Raw genomic sequence first — 22,297 nt, forward strand, 5'->3', positions numbered from 1 at the left:
GGGCGCGGCGTCGGGGTCCGCAGCGGCGGGGGCGGCAGCCTGCTTGCCCTTGGATTTGGCGCCACGCTTGGATTTCGGTTCTTCCGCCGGCGGAGGAGCAGCGGCCGCCTGCGCGTTCGGGTCGTCCTGCTGACGGGCACCCCGGTAGAGATCCTTCGGCACGCCCTGCTCGAGGCCCGGCACGCCTTCGGGGAACACCGCCTTGCGCTCGCCAGGCAGCTTCTTCTTGGTATCGAGGAAGTCGAGCAGATCGCTTGGGTCGAAATTGGCCGTACTGCCGCAGCCTGCCAGCGCGCCCGAAAGCGCGATGAGGACGACCGTTGCGATCAAACGTTGCGGGCGGCGCATATCAAGTCCCCAACTCGTTTTGCTGGTATCAGCTCTTGGGTATCAGCTCTTGGCGACCGGCGGCAGCAGCGCCTGCAGCGCTTCGGCACGCGAGCGCAGGCTCGGCGGCGTCTCGCCGTCGTTCGCGATCATGTCCAGCCATTGCCGCGTTGCCGCGGTATCGTTGGCACGCCAGGCCGACAGCGCCAGCAATTCGCGCGCGGTATGGCGGAAGGTAGCGCCCGGCGCAGCAGCGGCTTCGAGGCGCTCTTTCATGTTGGGATAGGTGGCGGTTTCCAGCAGCAGCTGGGCGGCGCGAATCCGCGCCAGATCCTGTTCTGCCACGCCGACGCTGCGGTCGGCTGCGATCTCGTCGAACAACTTTGCTGCGGCCGGTCGATCGCGCTCGGCGACTTCCGCAGCCATCCGCAGCCGTGCCAGCACGCGATATCCGAACGGCGCCTTCGCAGCCAGATCGGCAAAGGCTGCTTCAGCCTCCGCATGCTTGTTGGCTTCCGAAAGCTCGACCGCCTTGTCGAACGCAGCACCCGCCTCCGCCGCCTTCTTGGCCTCCAGATACTGGTAGCCGCGCCAGCCGCCCACGGCAGCGATGATCAAAATCAAGCCGGCAATGATCAGAATCGAGTATTTGTCCCACAGCTTTTTGAGCTGTTCGCGACGGACCTCCTCGTCTACTTCATCAAATAATTCAGACACTTAAAGATATCCCATCCCCGAGGAACCGCGACTTGGGCGGCCGTATCGCGCGCCCGATCCCCGCATGGCCGGGGCGTAGCCTATCGATATGGCGGTGGCAAGGCAAAGCGAGGCGGATCAAAGCGTTAACAGCGCCTCCCAGGCACCTCCGAAACCGGCCGCCAATGTTGACTTCGCAGTTCAAAGCTTGGCGTAATCCCGGCCGCTGCAACGCTCGACTCTATCCGATTTTTCAGGTGTTTCATGCCTCGCCATGCGCTGGTTTCGATGACGCTTGCCTCGATGACGCTTGCCTTGATGACGCTTGCCTTGGGCCTGGTATCCCTGGCCGGAGCGTCACTGGCCGATGACGTCAAGCCCAAGGCGCCCGAGACGGCGTTCTCGGGCAAGTTGCGTCCCGACATTTTGGGCATGTCGACCGAATCGAACGCCGAATCGGCGCGTGTCGTCTTTGATTCCCTGTTCAAGGGCCGGACCGACACCAAGACCGATATCCAGCAGCAGAAATTCGGCAATGGCGGCACCGGCTACGTCGCCGCCTTGAATTTCAGCCTTCCCGCCGGTCCGAAGCAGAACGGCGAAATGCTCTCGGCCAGCTTCTCCTCGCCCGCGAGCGCCAATCGCGCCTATTTCCTCGCGCGCAATCTGACCTTCGCGCAGGACCAGCAGCCGACGAAGGCGAACATGATCAAGGAGATCATGGGCAAGTACGGCGTTCCCACCATCGTCGGCGATCAGCACCTGTACTATATCTACCGCAAGGGCTCGATCATGTCGGTCGGCGGCAAGTACAAGGAGGCGACCGCGCTGGAAGCGATCGACAAGCCGCTCGACCCGAGGGCCGCCGTCAAGCTCAACGGCGACACCGTGCGCGGCAGTTGCGTGGCGGTGGTCAAGCGCGCGCAGACCAAAGCCAAGGATCCGAGCGCCATGCTGGCCGAGGCCAAGGGCGCGAACTGCGACGGCGTGTTGAGCGTGCAACTCGTTCCGGGCACGCCGGCCGACCGTGTCGGCATCGCGCAATTCACCCTGCTGGACGTCAAGCAGCTCATCAGCGCGGCCGCGATCGACAGCGCCGCTGTTGCGACCGATCAGCCATCAATGCCGACCGGCAGTACGCCCAAGTTGTAGGGCAATGAGGTTCTGATCGAATCAGAACCTGAGCCATGGGTTCGCGAGGCAACGAATGAAGGCGTATTTGGTGCTGGACTTGTCGGTGAACGACTTTGGTGGTTTCAGAAAATACATCGCCGAAATCCCGGCATTCATCGCAAAACATTCCGAAAAATACATCGTTCAAGGGGTTCAGCCGACGACAATCGAGGGTGACTGGAAGCCCGAGCGCATGGTCATCATCGAATTTCCAGAACGCACAAAGGCAGAAGAATTTCTCGGTGACCCTGAAATTCAAGACCTGTTCGAGGTGCGCCACAATACGACGACGAGCAAACTGGTGCTCGTTGATGGGTGCACGTGACCGCCCAGCTCCCGCCCGGCTAGGCCTGCGCCGCCACGAAAGCGTCGCGGAGCTGGCGAGGCGAGCGAAGGCTCTATTGCCAAAGGCAGCGCGCAAGCTCTAGTTCTGCCGACGCGCGGTAATTAGGGATGACCGGCGCTTTAATCGTCGCCGCGCAATAGGAACCTTTCCCCTGCCCTGTAATTGAATTCAGGCTACATGGAGATCGGGCAATGCGCGGATTTCCGCCGATTGTGCCGTATGGCGCCGATCAGACGATCTATCTGGTCGTGGAAAGTCCAGGGCAGCATGGCGTCACTCGGCAAACCGAGCGCGCCGACATCGAGACAGTTATTGCCGATCTCCTGTCGGGACAATTCAATGACCCGATCGAGGTCGTCGCCTTCAACACGCTGGAGCACTGGACCGACGATCTTTCCAGGGACGTAGCGAGAGAAATCCGCTGTCGTTGCGACATCGATGGGCGTGAGGTGCCGGTCTACCTCGAGGAATTCGTCGGCAGGACGTCGACTTGATCGGCGGCGCCACAGGCCGCCGTGAGGGTCTCGCGGAGCTGCCGTTTCATCACCTTGCCATTGGCGTTGCGCGGCAACGGGTCCGTGCGCAAGTCCATGGTTTCTGGCACCTTGTAGTCGGACAGCCGCTCGGCGCACCACGTACGCAAAACCTCTGCCCCGACCGCATTGCTGATAACCACGACGGCGTGCACGCGCTCGCCCAGCACCGGGCACGGCTTGGCGATGATCGCGCTCTCGACCACATCGGGGTGGCCGGCCAGCACCGATTCGACCTCCGCGGAATAGATCTTCAAGCCTCCGCGGTTGATCATGTCCTTCTGCCGATCGAACACGCGAACGAAGTTTTCTTCGTCGATCGAGCCTAGATCGCCGGAATGCCAGAAGCCGGCGGTAAAACTCTCCGCCGTCGCCTTCGGATTATTCCAGTAACCTTTGATGACCGACCCGCCGTGTATCCAGATTTCGCCGATCGCGCCGCGCGGCAGTTCGCGGCCCTCGGCGTCGACGGCGATGATGGTGGCGCCCGGGCACGGCAGCCCGACGCTGTCGATGTGGCTCACGACGAATGCGCCGGGCATCATGGTCGAGGGCGAGGTCGTCTCGGTCGCGCCATAGCAATTGGCGAGTTGCAGGCCGGGGATTTTCGCCGCGAGTTTTTCAATCGTGGCAATCGGCATCGGCGCGCCGCCAAAGCCGCCGATCCGCCAGCTCGACAGGTCGTAGCTGTCGAAATCCGGCTGCAGCAGGCAGAGATTGTACATCGCCGGCACCATCACGGTGTAGGTGACGCGCTCGCGCGCTGCCATCTTCAGATATTCCGCCGCCTTGAATTCCGGCATGATGATCAGCGCGCCGGCTGAGCGCACCATGGTCATGATGTTGGCGACCACACCGGTGACGTGGCCGAGCGGTACGGCGGCGATCGAGCGGTCCGCCGCGGTCAGTTTCAGGGACGACACGAACACCATCGACGAATGAATGATGGTGCAATGGGCCAGCATCGCGCCCTTCGGCCGCCCCGTGGTGCCTGAGGTGTAGAGGATCATCGCGGTGTCCTCTTCATCGACCTCGACCGGCCCTGTCAGCGGCGCGTGGTCGGCCAGTTCGGAAAAGTGCGAGAGCCGCGGGTCGTCGTCGACGGCGATGCGGTGCACGACGTCCGGAATATCGCTCGTATCAGGCACGCGGTCGGCCAGCGCGGCCTCGTGGATCAGGAGCTTTGCACCGCAATCGGTGAGAACATAGGCGATTTCGGGTTTTTGCTGGCGGGTCGAAAGCAGCACCGTCACCAGCCCGGCATGGGCGGCACCCAGCATCGTCAGCACGAATTCCGTTCTGTTGCCGAGCAGCACCGCAACACGGTCGCCGCGCTGCAGGCCGAGTTTCTGGAATCCTGCTGCGATTTGCGCCGATCGCTGCGCGACTTCGCGCCATGTCATTCGCGTAGCGCCGCAGACCAGCGCCTCGCCATCGCCGTTTCGCGCCACGGCTTCGGCGACCATGGCCGGAATACTCCTGGGCCGCTCACAAAATACCGGGACGATACGATCACCGAAGCGCGGTTCGAGCCGCATCGCCGGAATGGAGTGCTGCGACCAGTCCATGACGCGCGCCCCCGTCAGCTCTTCTTCATATCGTAGACGTGTTCAGGTCCGGGGAATGCGCGCGAGCGCACGTCGTCGGCATATCCCTTGACCGCTGCTTCGATCGCGGGACCGAGTTCACCATAGCGGCGAACGAATTTCGGCGTCCGCGGCGACAGGCCGAGCATATCCTCCAGCACCAGCACCTGCCCGTCGCAGGCCGCGCTGGCGCCGATGCCGATGGTCGGAATGGCGATGGTCTCCGTGATCTTTCGCGCCAGCGGCTCGGCGACCGCTTCGACCACGACCGAGAACGCCCCGGCATCGGAAATGGCCTTGGCGTCGTTCAGGATCGGATCCCAGCTGCCCGCATCGCGGCCCTGGGCGCGGAACGAGCCGAGCGTATTGATCGATTGCGGCGTCAAGCCGATGTGGCCCATGACCGGCACGCCACGCTCTGAGAGGAAGGCCACCGTCTCCGCCATCCGCACGCCGCCTTCGAGTTTGACCGCGCCGCAATGGGTCTCCTTCAATATCCGCACCGCGGAATGAAACGCCTGCTCTTTCGAGGCCTCATAAGAACCGAACGGCATATCCACCACGACCAAAGCGTGCTTCGACCCTCGCATCACCGCACGCCCCTGCAGGATCATCATGTCGAGGGTCACCGGCACGGTGGTCTCTAAACCGTGCATGACGTTGCCGAGGGAGTCACCGACCAGGATGACGTCGCAATGGCGATCCACCAGCGCGGCGGTGTGCGCGTGATAGGACGTCAGCATCACGATCGGCTCACCGTTCTTGCGCGCGCGGATATCCGGCGCCGTTTTGCGCTTGATGGCAGATTGAACGGACATGTCAGGCTCCAACCACGGGGACGCCGATCACGACCGGGTGGAACGCGAATGCGAGCGCCAGATAGGCGACGACACCGACCGCGATCGCGATCAGGTCGTTGCCGGGACCTCCGACGGGAATCGGCGGCGCGCCGGCGTCGGAACGGGATTTCAGTGAAATGCGGTCATAGACCGCCCAGGCGAGGAACGAGCCGAACAGGATGATCGAGCCGAGATCGCCATTGGCGAGCAGATGCGCCGCCGCCCACAGCTTGATGCCGGTCAGCATCGGATGTTTCAGGGTCGTATAGATCCGGCCGCGGATGTAGGACGCCACCACCAGGATAATCGCAGGCAGCATCAGCGCCACCGTGACGTGCTTGAGCGCCACCGGCGGGTACCAGACATCGATCCAGCCCGTCGCACGATACTTGGCAAAGCCCCAGATGATCAGCGCAAGGCCGACGAAGGAGGCCAGCGTGTAGCCGATCTTGTAGCCGCCCTCGCCCGTCGCGGCGATGACCTGCGCGCGCAGCTTGCGCTGGATGGTAAGGGTATGGACGCCGAAGAACAGGATCAGGCCCAGGATCATCACCAGCAGTCCCATGATGTCCCTCCCGTCGCGCGGCTGGTTTTCCGGATTATCCCGCGTATCATTTTAGTGGCGTGGTGCGCAATGCGCCACGCACCCACCACCTACGGCTTCTCCGCCTGCTTGCCCAGATCGCGGTTGTCGACGTAGCGGATCGCGATCGGCCGCCCCGCAAGCGCGCCGCCAAGCCCGCTGGTGAGCTTCAGCGGCGTGCAGGCCGCAAGCGAGGCGTTGATCGCTTTCAGATAGGTGGAACGGGTATCCGCCGACACGCCTGAGGTGGCATAGGTCACGCGCGGCGCCGCGATGATCTCGCCCGAGCGCTTGAAGCTGAAACGAACCGACATCTGCATGCCCGCGCGCGCGATGTCGGACGGCGGCGGCGACCAGCAGGAGCGCAACGCCGCAAACAGGTCGCCGATCGTATCCAGATCATGGTCCGGCTTGCGGTATTGCGCGGCCTGATCCTGGGGCGGGACGGATTCGATCGTGAGTTGCAGGTTCTGGCCGTACGGGTAATCGATCTCGGGAATGCATGGGCCATCGTTGAACACGCTGCAGAACGAGGGCGTGCAGGGCTGGCCGTCGAGCACGCTGCAGGGCGCATGCGAAAACGGCGTGGCGTCGATCTGGCGACGGTGCTGGGCGTCGGCGGTGCCGATCCCGACGAACAGGCCGATCAGGCAGACGATGGCAGGTCGAAACATGCGCGGTGTCCTGGGGCGACCCGACTAAACTGATGCGCATCCAGGCCGCTATCAAGACAGATCGCGTTCACATCCCCGCGTTCATGGCGGACAGTTCCGCAATCAGGGCCCTCTCGCTGGGCTGGTCGAGGACGCCGGCCGCATAGAGCGAGATGCCGCCATACAGCGTGATATAGACCTTCATCACGGCACGGCGACGCTCGGCCGGGCTCTCGATATCCTGGCAGAAGATCCGCATGGCCTGGGCGATGACCTTGTGAACCGCAGCCTGCAGCGGCGGATTGTGCTTCATGGTGGCGTGCGGGCGGCTGGTCATCAGGGTGTAGAGCGCGCGATTGGCCAGCGCGAAGCGGACGTATTTGGCGGTGTAATCCCCAGGCGTCCCTGCCTTGACGAGGATGGCGGCTAGCCGCGTATAGGCCCCGGCCGCGACGGCATCCAACAGCGCCTCGCGGTCGGCAAAATGATTATACAGCGAGCGATGCGCGACGCCGACAGCGTCCGCGACCTCACGCAGGCTCAACTGCTCATGGCCGGACGCGGCCACCAGACGGGTGGCGGCCTTGAGCGCGGCGGATTTCAGATTGCCATGGCGATAGGTCGCCCGTCGCGGCGTTGCGGTCATGATCCCTTCATACAAAGCCACGGGATGCAACGCCACTGCCCGGCGCCGACGTTTCCTGTCAGGCGGATGCCCGCCGGGCCACGCGATCCTCGGCATATTGCGGGGTAATGTCCTCGTCGATCACACTGCGGATCAACTTGATGACGGCGCCCCGCGCCCGCGCCTTGGTGGCAGCGTGGGCGGCCATATTGAGAGCGGCGAGCTTTTGCGCAGTCTCCTCGGCGCTACGCTCCAGCGCATCCGCCGGAACGACGCGGTCAAAGAAGCCGGCGGTGACCGCCTCGGCGGGGCCGAACATTTCCGCTGTTATCACCACCCTGCTGAAATAGGCCGGCGTCAGCCGCTGCCGGGCAATCTCGATGGCGAAACGCGGCACGGTGAGCCCGATCGCGACCTCGTTCATGCCGATCCGGTAGTCGCCCTCGGCGGCAATACGATGGTCGCTGGACATGATGAGAAAGGCCCCCATCGGATAGGCATTGCCCTGGCAGGCCGCCACCACCGGCGTCGGGAACGAAAGGATGCGCAGCGCCAGCTCAGCGCCGGCCTTCAGCATCAGATACTGGTCCTCGGCGCTGCCCTTGGCAAAGACGCCGAGATCGAAGCCGCCGGAAAAATGCCTGCCGCGGGCCTTCAGGAGCACGACGGCCTTGTCTTCTTCCGCCCGGTCGAACGCCGCATGCAGGGCGTTTAGCATGGCAAGCGACATCACATTGGCCTTGCCGTCGTCGATCACGATGGTGCCGACCGGGCCGGAACGGGAATAGGTCGCGAGGTCGGTCATAGGCGGTCTCCCTGTTTTCAAAAGCATCCAGTGGATACTTTAGAAGGCGGTCCGGCAGCGCAAGGGATTTCACTGGGTTCGTGATGCATGCAGGCATCCACTGGATGCATGGGCAAGCGGCAAGTCGCAGCCTCAGCTGTCGTCGCCCGCCTTGTGCGCAATTGCGCACTGGGGCGGGCGATCCAGTATTCCAGAGGCGGTAGCGATATAAGGGGAAGCCGCGGCGTACTGGGTCCCCCGCTTTCGCGGAGGACGACAGCCGGGGCTGGGGCAACAGCGGGGATGGCGCGACAGCGGCCGCCTCACGCCCTCTTCTTCACGTCCTTGACGTTGGAAAAATTGATGCCCTCGGCGCGTTCGCGGGTATAGCCGAGATAGAACTCGTTCTTGGCCATGAACACGGGATCGCCGTCGACGTCATCGGCGATGCCGGAGCCGTTGGCGGCGATGAAAGCATCGAGCTTCTTGCGGTCGTCGGAGGAGACCCAGCGCGCCAGCTGGAATTCCGAGACCTCGAATTCGACCGGCAGCGAGTATTCCGCATCGAGGCGGGCTTTCAGCACGTCGAGCTGCAGCGGTCCGACGACACCGACCAGCGCCGGGGCGCCATCGCGCGGCCGGAACACCTGCACGACGCCCTCCTCCGACATCTGCTGCAGGGCCTCTTTCAGCTTCTTTGCCTTCATGGCATCCGTGAGTCGAACGCGGCGGACGATTTCCGGTGCGAAACTGGGAACGCCGACGAAGGTGATGTCCTCGCCTTCCGTCAGCGTATCGCCGATCCGCAAGGTGCCGTGGTTCGGAATGCCGACGACATCGCCGGCAAAGGCTTCGTCCGCCACCGAACGGTCCTGGGCGAAGAAGAATTGCGGCGACGACAGCGACATATTCTTGCCGGTCCGCACCAGTTTCGCTTTCATGCCGCGGCTGAGCTTGCCGGAACACAGTCGCGCAAAGGCGATGCGATCGCGGTGGTTCGGATCCATATTGGCCTGGATCTTGAACACGAAGGCGCTCATGCGCGGCTCGGCGGCCTCGACTTTACGAACGTTCGAATCCTGCGCGCGCGGCGCGGGCGCGAACTTGCCGAGACCTTCCAGCAGGTCGCCGACGCCGAAATTGCGCAGCGCGCTGCCGAAATAGACCGGCGTCAGATGGCCCTCGCGAAACGCCTCCAGCTCGAACGGCTTGCAGGCTTCCGACACCAGCGCGAGCTCATCCTTGATCTCGGCGACATCGAGATTGGCGTTGCGGCCGGCGAGATCGGCGATGTCGATCTGCTCGGTCGCGCCGGTCTTGGCGCCGCCGCCCTCGAGCAGGCGCACGCCGCCATTGACGACGTCGTAGGTGCCGAGGAAGTCGCGGCCGCGGCCGACCGGCCAGGTCATCGGCGTGGTATCGAGCGCCAGCGTCTTTTCGATCTCGTCCAACAGTTCGAACGTATCGCGGCTCTCGCGGTCCATCTTGTTGATGAAGGTGATGATCGGGATGTCGCGCAGCCGGCACACCTCGAACAGCTTTCGCGTCCGTGCCTCGATGCCCTTGGCGGCGTCGATCACCATGACGGCGGAATCGACGGCCGTGAGCGTGCGGTAGGTGTCTTCGGAGAAGTCCTCGTGGCCCGGCGTGTCCAGGAGGTTGAAGACGAGATCCTGGAACTCGAACGTCATGACCGAGGTCACGACCGAGATGCCGCGCTCGCGCTCGATCTTCATCCAGTCCGAACGGGTGTTGCGCCGCTCGCCCTTGGCCTTGACCTGCCCTGCCAGATTGATGGCGCCGCCGAACAGCAGCAGCTTTTCGGTCAGCGTGGTCTTGCCGGCGTCCGGGTGGGAGATGATCGCAAACGTGCGCCGGCGGGCCACTTCATCTGAGAGCGGCGTGCGGGACGGCGATTCGGCGGCGGCAGCAATGTCAGACATGAGGCTCGAGCGTTTGGCAGGGAAAGGGGGGCTAATCAAGCCTCATTTGGTGGTTGCAGAGGCAGTCCTCCAGTCCCATATCGACCTGGGAAGGACGACCTTCCAACTCACAGCTCATCCGCGGGGACGACCCTGCCTGATCAGGAGGGTTGTCATGGCCTGGATCGTGTTGTTCGTCGCCGGCCTCATGGAAATCGGCTGGGCGATCGGGCTCAAATATACCGAAGGTTTCACCCGGCTCATTCCATCGGTCCTGACGCTCGCCTGCATGGCCGGCAGCATCCTGCTGCTGGGCCTTGCCCTGAAAGCGCTGCCGATTGGAACCGCCTACGCGGTCTGGACCGGAATCGGCGCGGTCGGAACGGCAATCCTGGGCATCTTCCTGTTCGGCGAACCCGCGACCGCCGCCCGCCTCGCCTGCATCGGACTGATTGTGGCCGGCATCATCGGGCTCAAGCTGGTCACCGGATCAGCGTAGCAACAGCACCGCCCAATAGGTCAGCGCCGCCACGATCGCGGACGCCGGGATGGTGATCACCCAGGCGTAGACGATCGAACTTGCCACATTCCAGCGCACCGCCGAGACCCGCCGCGCCGCACCGACGCCGACAATGGAGCCGGTGATGGTGTGGGTCGTGGAAACCGGAACTCCGAGATAGGTTGCCATGAAGAGGGTCGCCGCCCCGCCGGTTTCAGCGCAAAAGCCCTGCATCGGCGTCAGCTTGGTGATCCGCAGCCCCATGGTGCGGACGATCCGCCAGCCCCCCATCAGCGTGCCAAGCCCCATGGCGGCCTGGCAGGAGATCACGACCCAGAAGGGAATCGCGAAATCCGCCCCCAAGTGCCCCTGCGAATACAGGAGCACCGCGATGATGCCCATGGTCTTTTGCGCATCGTTGCCGCCATGGCCGAGCGAATAGAGCGAGGCCGAGACGAATTGCAGGATACGGAAGGCGCGGTCGACCGCAAACGGCGTCGAGCGCACCGACAGCCAGGACACGATCGCGACCAGCAGCAGCGCCAGCAGGAACCCGACCAGCGGCGACAGCACGATCGCCAGCAGCGTTTTCGACAGGCCGCTCCAGACCGCCGCTGATATCCCGGCCTTGGCCATGCCCGCACCGACCAGCCCTCCGATCAAGGCGTGCGAACTCGAAGAGGGAATGCCGAGCCCCCAGGTAATCAGGTTCCAGACGATAGCGCCGATCAGCGCAGCGAAGATCACGGCTGCATCAACCACACTGGGTTCGATGATCCCCTTGCCGATCGTATTGGCGACATGCAGCCCAAAGAAGAGGAAGGCGATGAAATTGAAGAAGGCCGCCCAGAGCACCGCATATTGCGGCCGCAGCACGCGGGTCGATACGATCGTGGCGATCGAATTGGCGGCGTCGTGCAATCCGTTGAGGAAGTCGAACAGCAGCGCGACCGCAATCAGAAAGATCAGAATCGGAAGACCAAGCGAGGCGTCCACTGAATAGGCCCTGCCCTATATTACTTGCTTGAGCATGATCTCCGCGCAAACGCGTTCCGCGTTTGTCGCGAGGGAAAACCGGTATCCACTTTTCCGGATCATGCTCAGACCTGCTCGATCACGATCGAATTGATTTCGTTGGCGACGTCGTCGAAGCGGTCGGACACTTTTTCGAGATGCTTGTAGATCTCGGCGCCGACGACGAAATCCATCGAATTGCCGTTTCGGTGCTTGAGAAACAGCTCCTTCAACCCGATGTCGTGGAGGTCGTCGATACGGCCCTCCAGCTTTCCGATTTCCTCGGTGATGGAGGTCAGCATCGCGACGTTGTTGCCGATCGACTGCATCAGCGGCAGCGCGCGGCTGACCAGATTGGCGCATTCGACCAACAGCGTGGCTATCTCGCGCATCGGGGGTTCGAACGTCCGGACTTCGAACAGCACCACCGCCTTTGCGGTCTGCTGCATCTGGTCGATGGCGTCGTCCATCGCTGTGATCAGGTTCTTGATGTCGCCGCGGTCGAACGGGGTAATGAAGGTGCGGCGGACCGCGGTCAGCACCTCGCGGGTGATGCCATCGGCGTCGTTTTCGAACTGATTGACGCGCTGGCAGAATACCGGCGTCTCCTCGCCGCCGCGCAGCATGTCCTGCAATGCCAGTGCGCCCTGCACCACCGTCTGGGCATGCCGGGCAAACAGGTCAAAAAACCGCTCCTCCTTGGGCAAAAAGGCACGAAACCAGCGCAGCATGGGTATTGTCCGTCGTTCACACGGCCGCGGGGAGCGGCCTGTCACAAAACTGTCATAGACCATTCGCAGGAAAAACGCGCGACAGCGGGACCCGGGAACCGGGTCATCCACCGCTTTGTGAAGCCGAAAACGGCGCCAAAACCGGCCGTTTTACAGGGATCGGCGGAAAAAATGCGCGATTTCGCCGACGACACCACGGCGGAAGGTCAGCACGCAGGCCACAAAGATCACACCCTGGATCACCGTCACCCACTGGCCGAAGCCGGCCAGATACTGCTGCATGGCGATGATCACGAAAGCGCCGACGACCGGGCCGAAGATGGTCCCGAGCCCGCCGACCAGCGTCATCAGCACGATTTCCCCCGACATCGTCCAGTGCACGTCGGTGAGCGAGGCGTTCTGCGCTACGAACACCTTCAGCGAGCCGGCAAAGCCCGCAAGCGTGCCGGACAGAATGAAGGCGAGCAGTTTGTACTGGTCGGTCTTGTAGCCCAGCGAAATCGCCCGCTGCTCGTTCTCGCGGATCGACTTCAAGACCTCGCCGAACGGCGAGTTGATGGTGCGGTAGATCAGCAGGAAGCCGGCAAGGAAGCCCGCCAGCACGACGTAATAGAGCACGGTGGGCTTGGCGAGGTTGAATATCCCGAACAGATAGCCCTGTGGAATGCCCTGAATGCCGTCTTCGCCATGGGTGAATGGCGCCTGCAGGTAGATGAAGAACAGCAGCTGCGAAAGCGCCAGCGTGATCATCGAAAAATAGATGCCCTGCCGGCGAATGGAGATGAAGCCGGTGACGACGGACAGCGCCGCGGCGCCGGCGACGCCGACCAGAATTCCGACCTCCGGCGTTACACCCCAGACCTTGAGCGCATGCGCCGTGCAGTAGCCCGCAGTGCCTAAGAACATGGCGTGGCCGAACGACAGCAGGCCGCCATAGCCGATCAGGAGGTTGAAGGCGCAGGCAAGCAGCGCAAAGCACAGCGCCTGCATCACGAAGAACGGATAGATGCCCGTCAGGGGCACGAGCCCCAGCAGCACCGCCATCAAGGCGAACACGATCATCTCGTCGCGCATCGCGCGCGGTGTTACCGGCAGTGTGTCGTCAGTCAATGCGCTCATGTCAGGCCGCCCGTCCCGTCAGTCCCGTTGGTTTCACCAGCAACACCAGCACCATCAGAACGAACACCACGGTGTTGGAAGCCTCGGGATAAAAATACTTCGTAAGTCCCTCGATCACGCCGAGCGCGAAGCCCGTGATGATCGATCCCATGATCGATCCCATGCCGCCGATCACCACCACCGCGAACACGACGATGATCAGGTCGGCGCCCATCAGTGGGCGGACCTGGTTGATGGGTGCCGACAACACGCCGGCCAACGCCGCCAGGCCGACGCCGAGGCCGTAGGTCAGCGTGATCATGCGCGGCACGTTGATGCCGAAGGCGCGCACCAGGGTGGGGTTTTCAGTCGCGGCGCGCAGATAAGCGCCGAGCTGCGTCTTCTCGATCAGGAACCAGGTCGCAAGGCATACCACCAGCGAGAAGATCACCACCCAGCCGCGGTAGATCGGCAGGAACATGAAGCCGAGATTGATGCCGCCCTGCAGGCCGCGCCAGTCGCCGATCTGCGGGTAATCGGGAATCGCATAGGGCAGACCGGACGAGCCGAAATAATTCTGGAACACGCCCTGCACGATCAGCGCGATGCCGAACGTCAGCAGCAGCCCGTAGAGGTGGTCGAGACCCGCCAGCCATTGCAGCATGGTCCGCTCCAGGATCATGCCGAAGATGCCGACGACAATCGGCGCGATGATCAGGGCCCACCAATATCCAATTCCCGCGAGATTCAGCAGGAAATACGCGCAGAACGCGCCCATCATGTAGAGCGCGCCGTGGGCGAAATTGATGATGTTGAGCATGCCGAAGATCACGGCCAGCCCGAGACTGAGCAGCGCGTAGAACGACCCGTTGATCAGTCCGACCAGGAGCTGGGCGTAGAGAGCTTGCATCGGTTTGGCACTCGATCTCGTTGTTGGGCGGAAAGTGGCCCGCGGGGCGCAATGCCCCGCGAACCGTTGTTGTTACTTCTTGACCAGCGGACAGGCGCTTTCCGAAAGCGGCCGGAAAGCCTGTTCGCCCGGGGTGGTCCCGATCAGCTTGTAATAGTCCCACGGCCCCTTGGATTCCGCGGGCTTCTTGACCTCGAACAGGTAGGCCGGGTGAATCTTGCGGCCGTCGGCACGAATCGTGCCCTTGCCGAACAGCGCGTCATCCGTCGGCAATTCCTTCATTTTGGCAACCACCTTGGCGCCATCATGCGGGTTGCCGCCCATCGCATCGATCGTCTTGAAATAGTGGACCAGGCCCGAATAGACGCCGGCCTGCACCATCGAAGGCATCGCCTTGTTCTTCATGCGCTCCGAGAAGCGCTTCGAAAACGCGCGGGTGCCGTCGTTCAGATCCCAGTAGAAGGTTTCCGTGAAGTTCAGGCCCTGCGCCACCTTCAGGCCGAGCGAATGCACGTCGGTAATGAACAGCAGAAGACCGGCAAGCTTCTGGCCACCGGCGACAATGCCGAATTCCGCGGCCTGCTTGATAGTGTTGGTGGTGTCGCCGCCGGCATTGGCCATGCCGATGATCTTGGCTTTGGACGCCTGCGCCTGCAGCAGGAAGGACGAGAAGTCCGACGAATTCAGCGGATGCTTGACGCCGCCAATGACCTTGCCGCCCGACTTCACGACGACCGCCGTGGTATCGCGCTCCAGCGCGTGACCGAACGCATAGTCTGCGGTCAGGAAGTACCAGGTATCGCCGCCGGCCTTCACCAGCGCCTGGCCGGTGGAGTTGGCGAGCATGTAGGTGTCGTAGACCCAGTGAATCGTGTTCGGCGAGCACTGGGCATTGGTCAGATCCGACGTCGCCGCGCCGGTATTGATCATGATGGCATTCTTTTCCTTCACCAGATTGTTGACCGCCAGCGCAACGCCGGAATTCAACACATCCATGAAGATGTCGACCTTCTCGACGTCGATCCATTGACGCGCGATGGTGGTGGCGATGTCGGGTTTGTTCTGGTGGTCGGCGGAGACGATGTCGATCTTCCAGCCTTTGGCCGCGAGACCGGAATCCTCCATCGCCATCTGGGCGGCGAGCGTCGAGCCCGCGCCACCGAGGTCGGAGTAAAGCCCGGAATTATCGGTAAGCACGCCGATCTTGACGGTCTTGTCCTGCGCCATGGCGCCACTGCCTGCGGCAAGCGCAAGCGCGGTGCCGAGGAAGAGAGCTGAAATCCGATGTTTCATAGTATCTCCATAAATCCAGAGTGCAGTCACAGTATCAATCAGACGCCGAGATAGGTGTGGAGCTTGTCCATATTGGCCGACAGCTCCGAATTGGCAAAACCGTCGATGACCTTGCCGTGTTCGACAATGTAGTAGCGGTCGGCCACCGTGGAGGCGAAGCGGAAATTCTGCTCGACCAGCAGGATGGTGAAGCCCTCCGACTTCAGCCGCGCAATGGTGTGGCCGATCTGCTGGATGATGACGGGCGCAAGACCTTCGGTCGGCTCGTCCAGCATCAGAAAACGCGCGCCAGTGCGCAGGATTCTGGCGATCGCCAGCATCTGCTGCTCGCCGCCGGAGAGCTTGGTGCCCTGGCTGTTGAGGCGCTCCTTCAGGTTCGGAAACAATTCGAAGATCTGATCGAGCGACAGTCCCCCGCTGCGCACGACGGGCGGCAGCAGCAGGTTCTCGCGCACGTCAAGGCTCGCGAAAATGCCCCGCTCCTCGGGGCAGAACGCGATGCCCTGTCGCGCGATCCTGTCGGACGAGGCGCGCGTGATGTCCTGACCGTTGAAACGGATCGAACCGGTACGCTTGCCGATAATTCCCATAACGGACTTCAGCGTCGTGGTCTTGCCGGCGCCGTTGCGGCCGAGCAGCGTGACCACCTCGCCCGCCTTCACATTGAAGTTGACGCCGTGAAGGATGTGGGATTCGCCGTACCAGGCCTGCAGTTCGGAAACGGAAAGCACCTCCGCGCCCGCCGATTTGGCGGTGGCTTCAGCCATTTTCAAATCAGGCATGACCGGCCCCCAGATAGGCTTCCTTGACCCGCTCGTCCTTTGAGAGCTCGGCATAATTGCCTTGCGCCAGCACCTGCCCGCGCGTCAGCACCGTGATGATGTCGGACAGATTCGCGACCACGGAGAGATTATGTTCGACCATCAGGATGGTGTGCCTTGCCGAGATGCGCTTGATCAGCGACGCGATCTTGTCGATGTCTTCGTGACCCATGCCGGCCATCGGCTCGTCCAGCAGCATCATTTCCGGATCGAGCGCCAGCGTCGTTGCGATCTCGAGCGCACGCTTGCGTCCATAGGGCATCTCGACCGCCGGCGTATTGGCGAACTCGCTCAGGCCCACGTCGTTCAACAGCTCGATCGCGCGGCCGTTGAAGCGATCCAGCACGCTCTTGGAGCGCCAGAAATCGAACGAAGATCCATGCTGGCGCTGGAGCGCGACGCGGACGTTCTCCAGCGCCGTCAGGTGCGGGAACACGGCTGAAATCTGGAACGAACGCACGAGCCCGAGGCGGGCCACGTCGGCCGGCGCCATCGCGGTGATGTCCTGTCCCTTGTACAGGATCTGGCCTGCCGACGGCTTCAAGAATTTGGTCAGCAGGTTGAAGCACGTCGTCTTGCCGGCGCCATTCGGCCCGATCAGCGCATGAATGCTGCCGCGACGCACCTTGAGGGCGACATCGCGAACGGCGAAGAAACCCGCGAATTCCTTGGTCAATCCGTGGGTTTCGAGAATAAACTCATCAGCCAAACAAATTCCCCCGTAAGCCGTCTCCGCGAGGTCTCTCGCGCGCGGCCATTTTTTCCCTGTTCGGGCGGGCTCTCCTGGACGTCCTTGGAAAAACGTACCGAGCCCGCCGCCTCCGGGCCGGAATATGCCGTCAACGCGATGGATTAGGCAAGGTGGAAAGCTGTCACGGGGAAAAGCCGGGGGGCATGGTTCCGGATGCGCCATAAGTCGAATGCGCCATCCGCCGAGCCCGGCCCGCGCACCAGCGGCGTTCGAGCGTAATCTTCGTCCCGGCAAGCCATCATTAACGGTGTTCTGCTGCAATCAGCCGCTTTCACAGAATATTTCCGCCGCAATCGCAGCATCACGCGATCTAGACAGCAAGGAATTGCCGCCTTGGAATTTGAGAGCGCCCAACCGTCTGTCGTCAAATCGATCAAACAGCGCGACCTGCTCAATACCTGGCTGCGGCTGTACGCTCGCGATCAGTCGATACCGCGCATGACCGAATACCAGCCGGCGCGCATCGAGGACGAACTTCCGGACCTGGTATTCTATACTGTCGATGCCCAGGTAGAGCCGCCGCGCCTGACGATCCAGAGCGACGGCACGCGGATGTCGACGGCCTATGGAAATACCGGCAAGGGGCGCAATCTCGACGAGTATCTCGGCGCAAGGCTCGCTCCGATCGTGATGCCGGTTTATTATCAATGCATCGCCCGCCGCCTCCCCGCCTACACCATCGCTGAAATGAACGATATCTATGGGCGTGTCGTCGCCTATGAGCGGCTGCTGCTGCCATTCGCCGACAAGGATAGCGTCACCCATATCATCGCTTCACTGAAGACCATCAGCGAGGACGGCGGCTTCGAGATCAAGAACCTCATTCGCGGAAATGACAAGCTGCCGGTGCCGACGCTGCGCACCATCATCGACCGCGATCTGTTCCACCGCGCGCCCGGCCGCATTCCGTCCGGCGACGTGCTCGAATTCGATTAGGCCTTCCGTCCGCGCGACTTCGCCGCCACTTCCTTGGCGTAGATGTCCGGCTTGAATCCGACCAGCAATTTGCCGCCGAGATCGAGCACCGGGCGCTTGATCATCGAAGGCTGCGCCAGCATCAGCGCCAGCGCCTTGCGCTCGTTCAGGCCTTCCTTGTCGCTGTCGGGCAATTTCTTGAACGTCGTCCCGGCGCGGTTGAGCAGCGTTTCCCAGCCGAGTTCGTCAGACCATTGCTTGAGCTTGTCCTTGGCGATGCCGGCAAGCTTGTAATCGTGAAAGTCGTAAGCCACGCCCTGGTCGTCGAGCCAGGCGCGCGCCTTCTTCATGGTGTCGCAGTTCTTGATGCCGTAGATGGTGATGGGCATTTTCGTTGCATTCCGGAATGGCGTTATGGGTCCTGTCGGACCGATTAGAGGTGAGCAGATCGGCGAATCTATCATAGACTGACGCATCTCTGCCGGGACCCGCCGATGGAATTCACCATATTGTTTCTGGCCACGGCCGTCGTGATGCTGGTCGCCTGGCGCGGTCCGCGTCCGCTGGCGTTTGGCCTGTTCGCAGCCGTCCTTATAGCGTGCGTCGCGACCTATCTGCACCACGCGACCGATACGCTGAAACTGTCGTTCTGAGGGATGCATGACCCAGACGCGCGCCATCACGCTGAATGCCCTCGGCCTCTACGGGGTCGCGCTGGTGCTGGCGGCCGCCTTTGCGGCGCAGTTCATCCTGAATGAACTGCCCTGCCCGCTCTGCCTGCTGCAGCGAATCCTGTTTGCCGCGCTCGCCGTCGGTCCGATCCTCAATATCCGTTTCGGCCCGCGCCCCAGCCATTATGCGATGTCGCTGCTGGCGGCGGTTGCAGGCGCCGTTGCGTCGACCCGGCAGGTGCTGCTCCACATCCTGCCCGGCGACGCCGGCTATGGCTCGGCATTGCTGGGTTATCATTATTACACCTGGGCGCTGATCGGCTTCATTGCCGCGATTATCCTGATTGCCGTCGTCATGCTATTCGACCGCCAGTTCAAGGACGACGGCGCCGTGCTGCCGCCCACCGGTGGCGCCTTCGCGCAAATCGCGGTGTGGCTCGTGATCGCGCTGACGGCCGCGAACGTGGCAACGACGCTGCTGGAATGCGGCTTCGGCGCGTGCGCCGACAACCCCGTCGTTTACGAACTGCTCAAGTAGGCCGCTTCGGTATCTCGAGCCCACGCTGCACCGCCGGCCGGGCCAGCCCGCGCTCCAGCCATGCCGGCACCTGCTTCAGCGTATCGAAGGCGACGAGATCGCGCGCCCCGTAAAAGCCGATCAGGTTGCGCACCCAGCCGAGCATGGAAATATCGGCAATGGTGTATTCGTCGTCCATGATCCATTGCCGCCCGGCAAGCCGCGTCTCCACCACATCGAGCAGGCGCTTCGACTCGGCCACATAGCGTTCGAGCGGCCGCTTGTCCGCATATTCCTTGCCGGCGAATTTGTGGAAGAAACCGACCTGCCCGAACATCGGTCCGATGCCGCCCATCTGGAAGTGCAACCACTGGATGGCCTGGTATCGCCGCGCCGGATCATCAGGCAGCAGCCTGCCGGTCTTGTCAGCAAGATATTGCAGGATCGCGCCGGACTCGAATAGCGGCAACGGCTTGCCACCGGGGCCATCGGGATCGAGGATCGCCGGGATCTTGCCGTTCGGATTCAGCGACAAAAATTCCGGCGTCTTCTGGTCATCCTTGCCGAAATCGACCAGATGCACCTCATAGGGCAAGCCGATCTCTTCGAGCATGATCGAGACCTTGACGCCATTCGGCGTCGGCAGCGAGTAGAGCTGAAGACGGTCGAGGTGTTTGGCAGGCCAGCGTTTGGTGATTGGGAAAGCGGAAAGATCGGGCATCAACTGGTTCTTTTGCTTGGTTTCCGGTGCGGGGTTAATGTACGGCTGATGTCGCATATAACAAGGCCCGCGCCGATCCATGACTGACCATCCATCACCAAAGCTTGGCCTGACCGACGCGGAGCTCGCGGTTCGTCCGACCGTCTTCGCAAGCGACGCTTTGAAGGATCAGGTCGTGATCGTGACAGGCGGCGCCGGCGGCATCGGCCGCGCGATCACCTGGCTGTTTGCACGGCTCGGCGCGCACGTCGCTGTGGTCGGGCGCGACGGCGACAAGCTCGATGCGCTCGTGGCCCAGTTGGGGGGCCACGGCCTCGAGGCGTCGGCACATGTTGCCGACATCCGGGAGCCCGATGCGGTCGGCGCCCTCTTCGACACGATCTGGGCCGCACAAGGCCGCATCGACAGCCTCGTCAACAGCGCCGGCGGACAATTTCCGCAGGCTGCGATCGATTTTTCCGTGAAGGGCTGGAATGCCGTCATCAACACCAATCTGAACGGCACCTGGTACATGATGCAGGCGGCAGCGCAGCGCTGGCGCGACCACAAGCATCCCGGCAGCATCGTCAACATCGTGGTAGTGACGACGCATGGCCTCTACGGCATCGCCCACACCATTGCGGCACGAAGCGGCGTGATCGGGCTGTCGCGCGCTGTCGCGGTCGAATGGGCACCGCTGAACATCCGCGTCAACTGCGTGGCGCCCGGCGCGATCGAGACCGAGGGATGGAACGTCTACACGCCGGAAGCCCGCGCCGCCTACCCACGTTCGAATCCGATGATGCGGGTCGGCTCGCCCTGGGAGGTCGCCGAAGCCACCGCCTTCCTCGCGGGACCTTCGGCCAAATTCGTTACCGGCGAAACGCTGACCGTCGATGGCGGCGGCCAGCTCTGGGGCGAGACCTGGACCACCGGCAAGCCGGCCTATTTCGGCGGCGACGACAAGTGACGCGCCGAAAGCCGATCGCCCATGACACGCTATCGCCTCGCCATCTTCGACTTTGACGGCACGCTTGCCGACTCGCTTCCCTGGTTTCGCGCATCGTTTCACGATGTAATCGCACGTTTCGATCTCAAGCCGGTCACACCAGAGGAACTGGAAGGACTGCGCGGAATGTCCGCGCGCGAAATCATGGCGCACCTTGGCGTGTCCACGTGGCAGCTTCCGGCCATCGTCAACGACATGCGAAAACGCAAGCTCGCCGCGGCGAGCGAGACATCGCTGTTTGCCGGCATTCCGGAGATGCTGACCGAGCTTCAGCGTCTTGGTATCAAGACTGCGATCGTCAGTTCCGACAGCGAGGCGTCAGTCCGGCAAGTGCTCGGACCCGTTTCCGCCCTGATCACGCGCTTCGATTGTGGCGCCGCAATCTTCGGCAAACACTGGAAATTTCGGCGTGTCGCACGCAAGCTCGGGGGCAAGCCGTCGGAGACGATCTGCATCGGCGACGAGATCCGTGACATCGAAGCCGCGAAGGCCGCCGGGATGGATTCCGGTGCGGTGGCCTGGGGGTATGCGCTACCGAGCGCGTTGCAGGCGGTTGGGCCGACCTATCTGTTCAATTCGATCGAGGAGATGATGCAGCGGCTCACTTCAAGGAAATAACACTTCGCGAATGTCCGCTTGATAACTCCGCCTGTTATCTGTCACACCCACAAATATCTGTCACACCCACAAAGGCCATCGTACGAGGTGTTCGTGCCCGTTCAAGCTGCGGATGAGTACGAACTCGCTAATCGTCCAGCCAATCGGTTCGACTGGATATTCATCTGCGCTACGCGTGTCATACAGCAGCGTGACATGTGGCGTAAAATTCGTATTGGCCAGCCGCCTCAACCCTCTTCGCGTCATCGCGGCGCCGACCGTTTGACGAAACGAGTGCAAATGGCGCAATCCATTCTCTCCGATCAGGACGAACGGACGATTGCCCGGTCGCCCCCGAAAGCTTGCCGTGCGATCGAAAGAGACCTCGAACGGCCGGGTTCGCACATCCATGGCAGCCTCCCAAGCGGCGCAAAGCTGGCCTTCAGGCAACCCGCTGAGAGCGAACAGCGAAATGTGCAGCCGCCCGGGCACAATGAGCTTGCCGTCGAACTGATGCGCGCGCTTGAGCACGCAAGCCAATTGGTGAATCCGCTCTGCCGTCCCTGCGTCGGGAACGGCCGCGAGGAATAAGCGGGCACTACTACGGCTTGTAAACTTGTCCACCATCGACTAGAACAGATCATGAACACAACCGGCGCGCAACCGAAATTTTTGTATTGTAAAATACACTACATCCAGATACG

27 protein-coding genes and 1 pseudogene are annotated in these 22,297 nt (G+C 62.4%); 9 read left to right on the forward strand and 19 right to left on the reverse strand.

Annotated elements, in window-relative coordinates; genetic code table 11:
• Together CQ12_RS15565 and CQ12_RS15570 are read right to left on the reverse strand one after the other, a co-directional pair.
• Positions 1-348, reverse strand: a pseudogene (locus CQ12_RS15565) (hypothetical protein); the annotation flags it as partial.
• 42 nt (positions 349-390) lie between these two features.
• Positions 391-1,044, reverse strand: coding sequence for a tetratricopeptide repeat protein (locus CQ12_RS15570; RefSeq protein WP_057836179.1), 654 nt, complete (start codon positions 1,042-1,044; stop codon positions 391-393).
• Between the two features lie 243 nt (positions 1,045-1,287).
• On the opposite strand from CQ12_RS15570, the gene CQ12_RS15575 reads away from it, so the two are divergent.
• From CQ12_RS15575 to CQ12_RS15585, 3 genes are all read left to right on the forward strand, one after another.
• Complete coding sequence (locus CQ12_RS15575; RefSeq protein ID WP_057836180.1) at positions 1,288-2,175, forward strand: hypothetical protein; 888 nt, start codon at positions 1,288-1,290, stop codon at positions 2,173-2,175.
• A 55-nt stretch (positions 2,176-2,230) separates the two neighbouring features.
• Positions 2,231-2,521 (forward strand): DUF1330 domain-containing protein, encoded by a 291-nt coding sequence (locus tag CQ12_RS15580; protein ID WP_057836181.1) that lies wholly within the window; start codon positions 2,231-2,233, stop codon positions 2,519-2,521.
• A gap of 212 nt (positions 2,522-2,733) precedes the next feature.
• On the forward strand, positions 2,734-3,036 hold the full coding sequence (locus CQ12_RS15585; protein WP_057836182.1) for a hypothetical protein: 303 nt from the start codon (positions 2,734-2,736) through the stop codon (positions 3,034-3,036).
• On the opposite strand, the gene CQ12_RS15590 is transcribed toward CQ12_RS15585, so the two are convergent.
• The 7 genes from CQ12_RS15590 to CQ12_RS15620 all read right to left on the reverse strand — a co-directional run bounded on the left by CQ12_RS15590 (position 3,000) and on the right by CQ12_RS15620 (position 10,088).
• Positions 3,000-4,643 (reverse strand): class I adenylate-forming enzyme family protein, encoded by a 1,644-nt coding sequence (locus CQ12_RS15590; RefSeq protein WP_057836183.1) that lies wholly within the window; start codon positions 4,641-4,643, stop codon positions 3,000-3,002. The genes CQ12_RS15585 and CQ12_RS15590 overlap by 37 nt on opposite strands.
• Before the next feature lie 14 nt (positions 4,644-4,657).
• The gene (gene panB, locus CQ12_RS15595) at positions 4,658-5,479 is read right to left on the reverse strand and encodes a 3-methyl-2-oxobutanoate hydroxymethyltransferase (RefSeq protein ID WP_057836184.1); all 822 of its coding nucleotides are present in this window, start codon (positions 5,477-5,479) and stop codon (positions 4,658-4,660) included.
• Position 5,480: 1 nt separating this feature from the next.
• On the reverse strand, positions 5,481-6,065 hold the full coding sequence (locus CQ12_RS15600) for an NnrU family protein (protein WP_057836185.1): 585 nt from the start codon (positions 6,063-6,065) through the stop codon (positions 5,481-5,483).
• A gap of 89 nt (positions 6,066-6,154) precedes the next feature.
• Entirely contained in the window at positions 6,155-6,757 is a 603-nt protein-coding gene (locus CQ12_RS15605; RefSeq protein WP_057836186.1) for a hypothetical protein, read from the reverse strand.
• 67 nt (positions 6,758-6,824) lie between these two features.
• A complete protein-coding gene (locus tag CQ12_RS15610; protein ID WP_057836187.1) occupies positions 6,825-7,382 on the reverse strand; it encodes a TetR/AcrR family transcriptional regulator in 558 nt (185 codons plus the stop codon).
• Positions 7,383-7,440: 58 nt separating this feature from the next.
• Complete coding sequence (locus CQ12_RS15615; protein ID WP_057836188.1) at positions 7,441-8,166, reverse strand: crotonase/enoyl-CoA hydratase family protein; 726 nt, start codon at positions 8,164-8,166, stop codon at positions 7,441-7,443.
• Positions 8,167-8,468: 302 nt separating this feature from the next.
• On the reverse strand, positions 8,469-10,088 hold the full coding sequence (locus CQ12_RS15620) for a peptide chain release factor 3 (RefSeq protein WP_057836189.1): 1,620 nt from the start codon (positions 10,086-10,088) through the stop codon (positions 8,469-8,471).
• A 154-nt stretch (positions 10,089-10,242) separates the two neighbouring features.
• Between CQ12_RS15620 and sugE the strand changes: the two genes are divergently transcribed.
• On the forward strand, positions 10,243-10,566 hold the full coding sequence (sugE, locus tag CQ12_RS15625) for a quaternary ammonium compound efflux SMR transporter SugE (RefSeq protein ID WP_057836190.1): 324 nt from the start codon (positions 10,243-10,245) through the stop codon (positions 10,564-10,566).
• Here the strand turns inward: sugE and CQ12_RS15630 are convergent.
• The 7 genes from CQ12_RS15630 to CQ12_RS15660 form a co-directional block, all read right to left on the reverse strand.
• Positions 10,558-11,562: an inorganic phosphate transporter gene (locus CQ12_RS15630; protein WP_057836191.1), complete on the reverse strand. Its 1,005-nt coding sequence runs from the start codon at positions 11,560-11,562 to the stop codon at positions 10,558-10,560. The genes sugE and CQ12_RS15630 overlap by 9 nt on opposite strands.
• A 104-nt stretch (positions 11,563-11,666) precedes the next feature.
• Positions 11,667-12,311, reverse strand: coding sequence for a DUF47 domain-containing protein (locus tag CQ12_RS15635; RefSeq protein ID WP_057836192.1), 645 nt, complete (start codon positions 12,309-12,311; stop codon positions 11,667-11,669).
• A 150-nt stretch (positions 12,312-12,461) separates the two neighbouring features.
• Positions 12,462-13,430 carry a branched-chain amino acid ABC transporter permease gene (locus tag CQ12_RS15640; RefSeq protein WP_057836193.1) on the reverse strand — a complete coding sequence of 323 codons (969 nt, stop codon included), beginning with the start codon at positions 13,428-13,430 and terminating at the stop codon, positions 12,462-12,464.
• A 1-nt stretch (position 13,431) separates the two neighbouring features.
• The gene (locus CQ12_RS15645; RefSeq protein ID WP_057836194.1) at positions 13,432-14,319 is read right to left on the reverse strand and encodes a branched-chain amino acid ABC transporter permease; all 888 of its coding nucleotides are present in this window, start codon (positions 14,317-14,319) and stop codon (positions 13,432-13,434) included.
• 72 nt (positions 14,320-14,391) lie between these two features.
• On the reverse strand, positions 14,392-15,612 hold the full coding sequence (locus CQ12_RS15650; protein WP_057836195.1) for an ABC transporter substrate-binding protein: 1,221 nt from the start codon (positions 15,610-15,612) through the stop codon (positions 14,392-14,394).
• Between the two features lie 38 nt (positions 15,613-15,650).
• A complete protein-coding gene (locus CQ12_RS15655) occupies positions 15,651-16,379 on the reverse strand; it encodes an ABC transporter ATP-binding protein (protein ID WP_430642214.1) in 729 nt (242 codons plus the stop codon).
• Positions 16,380-16,386: 7 nt separating this feature from the next.
• Entirely contained in the window at positions 16,387-17,142 is a 756-nt protein-coding gene (locus tag CQ12_RS15660) for an ABC transporter ATP-binding protein (protein ID WP_057836197.1), read from the reverse strand.
• Positions 17,143-17,517: 375 nt separating this feature from the next.
• On the opposite strand from CQ12_RS15660, the gene CQ12_RS15665 reads away from it, so the two are divergent.
• Positions 17,518-18,120: a PAS domain-containing protein gene (locus CQ12_RS15665; protein WP_057836198.1), complete on the forward strand. Its 603-nt coding sequence runs from the start codon at positions 17,518-17,520 to the stop codon at positions 18,118-18,120.
• Here CQ12_RS15665 and CQ12_RS15670 read toward each other — a convergent pair.
• The gene (locus CQ12_RS15670; protein WP_057836199.1) at positions 18,117-18,488 is read right to left on the reverse strand and encodes an ArsC family reductase; all 372 of its coding nucleotides are present in this window, start codon (positions 18,486-18,488) and stop codon (positions 18,117-18,119) included. The two genes, CQ12_RS15665 and CQ12_RS15670, sit on opposite strands and share 4 nt — an antisense overlap.
• A gap of 105 nt (positions 18,489-18,593) precedes the next feature.
• Between CQ12_RS15670 and CQ12_RS45050 the strand changes: the two genes are divergently transcribed.
• Both CQ12_RS45050 and CQ12_RS15675 read left to right on the forward strand, forming a co-directional pair.
• The gene (locus CQ12_RS45050) at positions 18,594-18,752 is read left to right on the forward strand and encodes a DUF5993 family protein (RefSeq protein ID WP_198164164.1); all 159 of its coding nucleotides are present in this window, start codon (positions 18,594-18,596) and stop codon (positions 18,750-18,752) included.
• Between the two features lie 7 nt (positions 18,753-18,759).
• Positions 18,760-19,308 carry a disulfide bond formation protein B gene (locus tag CQ12_RS15675; RefSeq protein WP_057836200.1) on the forward strand — a complete coding sequence of 183 codons (549 nt, stop codon included), beginning with the start codon at positions 18,760-18,762 and terminating at the stop codon, positions 19,306-19,308.
• Here the strand turns inward: CQ12_RS15675 and CQ12_RS15680 are convergent.
• Entirely contained in the window at positions 19,301-20,008 is a 708-nt protein-coding gene (locus CQ12_RS15680; protein ID WP_057836235.1) for a glutathione S-transferase family protein, read from the reverse strand. The genes CQ12_RS15675 and CQ12_RS15680 overlap by 8 nt on opposite strands.
• 79 nt (positions 20,009-20,087) lie before the next feature.
• Here CQ12_RS15680 and CQ12_RS15685 point away from each other — a divergent pair, with 79 nt between their 5' ends.
• Both CQ12_RS15685 and CQ12_RS15690 read left to right on the forward strand, forming a co-directional pair.
• Positions 20,088-20,957: an SDR family oxidoreductase gene (locus CQ12_RS15685; protein ID WP_057836201.1), complete on the forward strand. Its 870-nt coding sequence runs from the start codon at positions 20,088-20,090 to the stop codon at positions 20,955-20,957.
• A gap of 21 nt (positions 20,958-20,978) precedes the next feature.
• Positions 20,979-21,614: an HAD-IA family hydrolase gene (locus CQ12_RS15690; RefSeq protein WP_057836202.1), complete on the forward strand. Its 636-nt coding sequence runs from the start codon at positions 20,979-20,981 to the stop codon at positions 21,612-21,614.
• Positions 21,615-21,674: 60 nt separating this feature from the next.
• Here CQ12_RS15690 and CQ12_RS15695 read toward each other — a convergent pair whose 3' ends face one another.
• Positions 21,675-22,220, reverse strand: coding sequence for a 2'-5' RNA ligase family protein (locus tag CQ12_RS15695; protein ID WP_057836203.1), 546 nt, complete (start codon positions 22,218-22,220; stop codon positions 21,675-21,677).
• Between the last annotated feature and the right edge of the window lie 77 nt (positions 22,221-22,297).

It is taken from the genome of Bradyrhizobium jicamae, assembly GCF_001440395.1.
In the GTDB taxonomy this organism is placed as follows: domain Bacteria; phylum Pseudomonadota; class Alphaproteobacteria; order Rhizobiales; family Xanthobacteraceae; genus Bradyrhizobium; species Bradyrhizobium jicamae.

What these genes read in the sequence shown, in the direction of transcription:
- CQ12_RS15695 (WP_057836203.1), bottom strand. Translation starts at nt 22,220, where the DNA reads ATGGTGGACAAGTTTACAAGCCGTAGTAGTGCCCGCTTATTCCTCGCG.
- CQ12_RS15585 (WP_057836182.1), top strand. Translation starts at nt 2,734, where the DNA reads ATGCGCGGATTTCCGCCGATTGTGCCGTATGGCGCCGATCAGACGATC.
- CQ12_RS15635 (WP_057836192.1), bottom strand. Translation starts at nt 12,311, where the DNA reads ATGCTGCGCTGGTTTCGTGCCTTTTTGCCCAAGGAGGAGCGGTTTTTT.
- CQ12_RS15670 (WP_057836199.1), bottom strand. Translation starts at nt 18,488, where the DNA reads ATGCCCATCACCATCTACGGCATCAAGAACTGCGACACCATGAAGAAG.
- CQ12_RS15645 (WP_057836194.1), bottom strand. Translation starts at nt 14,319, where the DNA reads ATGCAAGCTCTCTACGCCCAGCTCCTGGTCGGACTGATCAACGGGTCG.
- CQ12_RS15605 (WP_057836186.1), bottom strand. Translation starts at nt 6,757, where the DNA reads ATGTTTCGACCTGCCATCGTCTGCCTGATCGGCCTGTTCGTCGGGATC.
- CQ12_RS15600 (WP_057836185.1), bottom strand. Translation starts at nt 6,065, where the DNA reads ATGGGACTGCTGGTGATGATCCTGGGCCTGATCCTGTTCTTCGGCGTC.
- CQ12_RS15640 (WP_057836193.1), bottom strand. Translation starts at nt 13,430, where the DNA reads ATGAGCGCATTGACTGACGACACACTGCCGGTAACACCGCGCGCGATG.
- CQ12_RS15590 (WP_057836183.1), bottom strand. Translation starts at nt 4,643, where the DNA reads ATGGACTGGTCGCAGCACTCCATTCCGGCGATGCGGCTCGAACCGCGC.
- CQ12_RS15675 (WP_057836200.1), top strand. Translation starts at nt 18,760, where the DNA reads ATGACCCAGACGCGCGCCATCACGCTGAATGCCCTCGGCCTCTACGGG.
- CQ12_RS15575 (WP_057836180.1), top strand. Translation starts at nt 1,288, where the DNA reads ATGCCTCGCCATGCGCTGGTTTCGATGACGCTTGCCTCGATGACGCTT.
- CQ12_RS15655 (WP_430642214.1), bottom strand. Translation starts at nt 16,379, where the DNA reads ATGGCTGAAGCCACCGCCAAATCGGCGGGCGCGGAGGTGCTTTCCGTT.
- CQ12_RS15620 (WP_057836189.1), bottom strand. Translation starts at nt 10,088, where the DNA reads ATGTCTGACATTGCTGCCGCCGCCGAATCGCCGTCCCGCACGCCGCTC.
- CQ12_RS15580 (WP_057836181.1), top strand. Translation starts at nt 2,231, where the DNA reads ATGAAGGCGTATTTGGTGCTGGACTTGTCGGTGAACGACTTTGGTGGT.
- CQ12_RS15650 (WP_057836195.1), bottom strand. Translation starts at nt 15,612, where the DNA reads ATGAAACATCGGATTTCAGCTCTCTTCCTCGGCACCGCGCTTGCGCTT.
- CQ12_RS15610 (WP_057836187.1), bottom strand. Translation starts at nt 7,382, where the DNA reads ATGACCGCAACGCCGCGACGGGCGACCTATCGCCATGGCAATCTGAAA.
- sugE (WP_057836190.1), top strand. Translation starts at nt 10,243, where the DNA reads ATGGCCTGGATCGTGTTGTTCGTCGCCGGCCTCATGGAAATCGGCTGG.
- panB (WP_057836184.1), bottom strand. Translation starts at nt 5,479, where the DNA reads ATGTCCGTTCAATCTGCCATCAAGCGCAAAACGGCGCCGGATATCCGC.
- CQ12_RS15690 (WP_057836202.1), top strand. Translation starts at nt 20,979, where the DNA reads ATGACACGCTATCGCCTCGCCATCTTCGACTTTGACGGCACGCTTGCC.
- CQ12_RS15615 (WP_057836188.1), bottom strand. Translation starts at nt 8,166, where the DNA reads ATGACCGACCTCGCGACCTATTCCCGTTCCGGCCCGGTCGGCACCATC.
- CQ12_RS45050 (WP_198164164.1), top strand. Translation starts at nt 18,594, where the DNA reads ATGGAATTCACCATATTGTTTCTGGCCACGGCCGTCGTGATGCTGGTC.
- CQ12_RS15685 (WP_057836201.1), top strand. Translation starts at nt 20,088, where the DNA reads ATGACTGACCATCCATCACCAAAGCTTGGCCTGACCGACGCGGAGCTC.
- CQ12_RS15680 (WP_057836235.1), bottom strand. Translation starts at nt 20,008, where the DNA reads ATGCCCGATCTTTCCGCTTTCCCAATCACCAAACGCTGGCCTGCCAAA.